Annotated in this window: 3 protein-coding genes; 1 reads left to right on the top strand and 2 read right to left on the bottom strand. The window is 64.7% G+C overall.

The window, feature by feature from the left end:
• Positions 1-6 precede the first annotated feature (6 nt).
• Together VGS97_RS11020 and VGS97_RS11015 are read right to left on the bottom strand one after the other, a co-directional pair.
• Positions 7-288, bottom strand: a complete 282-nt coding sequence (locus VGS97_RS11020; protein WP_326853250.1) for a hypothetical protein — start codon at positions 286-288, stop codon at positions 7-9.
• A gap of 27 nt (positions 289-315) precedes the next feature.
• Positions 316-885, bottom strand: coding sequence for a hypothetical protein (locus tag VGS97_RS11015; RefSeq protein ID WP_326853249.1), 570 nt, complete (start codon positions 883-885; stop codon positions 316-318).
• A gap of 288 nt (positions 886-1173) precedes the next feature.
• Between VGS97_RS11015 and VGS97_RS11010 the strand changes: the two genes are divergently transcribed.
• On the top strand, positions 1174-2409 hold the full coding sequence (locus VGS97_RS11010; protein WP_349262087.1) for an IS701 family transposase: 1236 nt from the start codon (positions 1174-1176) through the stop codon (positions 2407-2409).
• Positions 2410-2632: the final 223 nt, after the last annotated feature.

The raw sequence follows: 2632 nt of genomic DNA, 5'->3' as shown, positions 1-2632 counted from the left end.
ATCGACTCACAGTTGATCGGCGCATTGAACCATCGCGTTGAGCACGGCCTTCAACTCCGCGCCGTCGATCGCCGTCGATATCGCCCCCGCGACCTCCGGGGCGAGCGCCACGATCGCCGCGACGAGCAAACCCGTGCCGGCGGCCAAGACCGCCTGCCACATGCTGCTCAGGCCGCCCCACCAATCGATGACGGCCTTCAGCTGATCGGAACTCAATCCCGTGAGATCACCGACGATGTTGAGGCCTGTCTTCTCCATGACACAAGACGCGAATTCCTCTGCGGCCATTGGACGACCCTCCTTCGGTCTCTCTGGTTACTGCCCGCTCTGTTGAGCCGTCTGAAGCGCTTGCAGTGCAGCTTGAAGGAGGGTTTCCAGGTCGACCGGCAACAGGTCCAACGCGCGAAGGAAGTCGTCTATCCCCGAAACGACACCGGCGGCGCTGAGGGCAATCGCAGTGTCGGTCCCAGCGGCGGACGACACGGTACTCATCGCCGATTGGACATTCTGATCACCGCTCTGGAGAAACTCCAGCGCAGCGTTCAGCGCCGCCCCAAGCACCGATGCTTCGGGAACCACGCTCGCGTCGATGGCATAACCAGCACTGCTCATCGCCTGCACGAAGTCATCTGTCTGCGACTGCTGCGACGACTGCTGTGCGTCGCCCCCACCGCTTCCGGCGGTCGTGTCAACGAGCTGCCAGTCCGAGCCGTCCCAATAGTAGTTGCCGTCTTCCGACAGCAGCCGCCCTTGTGCATCGTAGGAACCCGCATCGGACTGCTGCGATCCAGAATCGGCAGCCGTGTCGGCAAGCTGCCAGTCCGAGCCGTCCCAATAGTAGTTGCCATCCTCTGACAGCAGTCGCCCTTGTGCGTCAGTTGCCATGGTTCATTGTGGGCCGGACGGCAGCACGTATGTCTTGCGCTATCTGGCAGACATTGGGGACCTAATACGGCAGCCTCAGTTTGTGATCTGACGTGCGCTGTCGCAGTGCCCGGATGAGATGGTTGGGCAGGTGGGCGGCCACTGCGTGATTCTTCGGTGTTTGTGAAGACAACTGAAGAGGACGCAGTGGCCGTGGGCCGCAGCCTAGAGCAGGCCGGGTGGTGGTCACTGTTCGACCAGGTCACCGACCGTATCGCGGGACGGTTCACGCGGGTGGAGCCGCGGCGCATGGCCAGGTTGTTCCTGCTCGGGCTGCTGTCCGGTGTGGAGCGTAAGAACTGCTGGAATCTGGCCGAGCACGCTGGTCTGCGTGATCCGCAGCCGTTGCAGCGGCTGCTGCGCGAGGCGGTGTGGGACGCGGATGTGGTGCGCGACGATGTTCGTGACCTGGTGGTCGAGCATCTGGGCACGAGTGGGGTGGTGCTGGTGGTGGACGAGACCGGGTTCCTGAAAAAGGGTGAACGCTCGATTGCCGTGCAGTGTCAGTACACCGGCACCGCGGGGCGGATCGAGAATGCGCAGGTCGCCGTGTTCCTCGCGTACGCTTCAGCGAAGGGCCGGGCCTTGGTCAACCGGCGGGTCTACCTGCCCGCGTCCTGGTGCCGGGATCGTGAGCGGTGCCCAGCGGCCGGGGTGCCCGAGCAGACCGGGTTCGCCACCAAACCCCGTCTGGCCTTGGAGATGATCGAGCAAGCGCACGCCGCCGGCGCGCCCGCCATGTTCGTCGCCGCGGATGAGGTCTACGGCAACGACCCCGCCTTCCGTACCGGGATAACGGCCCTGGGCTTGAGTTACGTGCTCGCGGTGGCCTGCGACCATCGCATCACGGTACATGGCGGGATCCGCCGGCGCGTCGATCAGATCGCCACCGCACTGCCGCCCAGGGCGTGGCAGCGCTACAGCGCAGGGGCCGGCTCGAAGAGCCCGCGCTACTACGACTGGGCCTGGATCGACGCCGAAACCGATGCAGGTCCCGGGCACAACGTGCTGATCCGGCGCAACAGTGCCACCAGCGAGCTGGCGTTCTACCGCTGCCACAGCCCGCACCCGACAACCCTGCCCGCCCTCGTCAAGGTCGCGGGCACCCGGTTGATGGTCGAAGAACGTTTCCAAACAGCGAAAGGGCAGGTCAGACTCGACCACTACCAGGTGCGCGGATGGACCCCATGGCACCGTCACATCACCCCGGCCATGCTCGCCCTGGCATTCCTGGCCATCACCGCCGCACACCACGCCCCACCACGCACCGCGACCGCGCACGAGATCGCCCACCATAAAGGCCCACTGCGGCCGACCGTACCCGAGATCCGACGACTATTCACCACCCCGGCCGACGCCCCCGACCAGCTACGCGACCACATCATACGCTGGTCAGCCTGGCGCACCCGACACCAAGCCTGCGCAAAAGCCGCACACTACCGCCACCACCTCGGCATCACACCGAAACCACAGATCACAAGCTGAGGCTGCCGTACTAAAGGCAGGCTTCCGCGATATGAGGGGAACCTCAGTGCTCGTGCTCGACGACTCGGGCGATCGCAACACGGGGGTCTGTGTCTCTTTTGGTGGGCGTTGGTCTACTTGGGGTATCGGTGAATCAGGGGTCGGACTTTAGGGTGTGTCGCCGGTTTTCACTCCGGTGGCCGAGTCCCGCTCCGGGTACAGGCGTCCGTCGAAGGCCATCTCG

Origin of the sequence: Actinocrinis sp. (genome assembly GCF_035946395.1) — a bacterium.
Lineage (GTDB): Bacteria > Actinomycetota > Actinomycetes > Streptomycetales > Catenulisporaceae > Actinocrinis.
Note: the sequence above shows the minus strand (reverse complement) of the source record. Positions and strands in the feature narration are given on the sequence as shown.

What these genes read in the sequence shown, in the direction of transcription:
- VGS97_RS11015 (WP_326853249.1), bottom strand. Translation starts at nt 885, where the DNA reads ATGGCAACTGACGCACAAGGGCGACTGCTGTCAGAGGATGGCAACTAC.
- VGS97_RS11010 (WP_349262087.1), top strand. Translation starts at nt 1,174, where the DNA reads ATGGCCAGGTTGTTCCTGCTCGGGCTGCTGTCCGGTGTGGAGCGTAAG.
- VGS97_RS11020 (WP_326853250.1), bottom strand. Translation starts at nt 288, where the DNA reads ATGGCCGCAGAGGAATTCGCGTCTTGTGTCATGGAGAAGACAGGCCTC.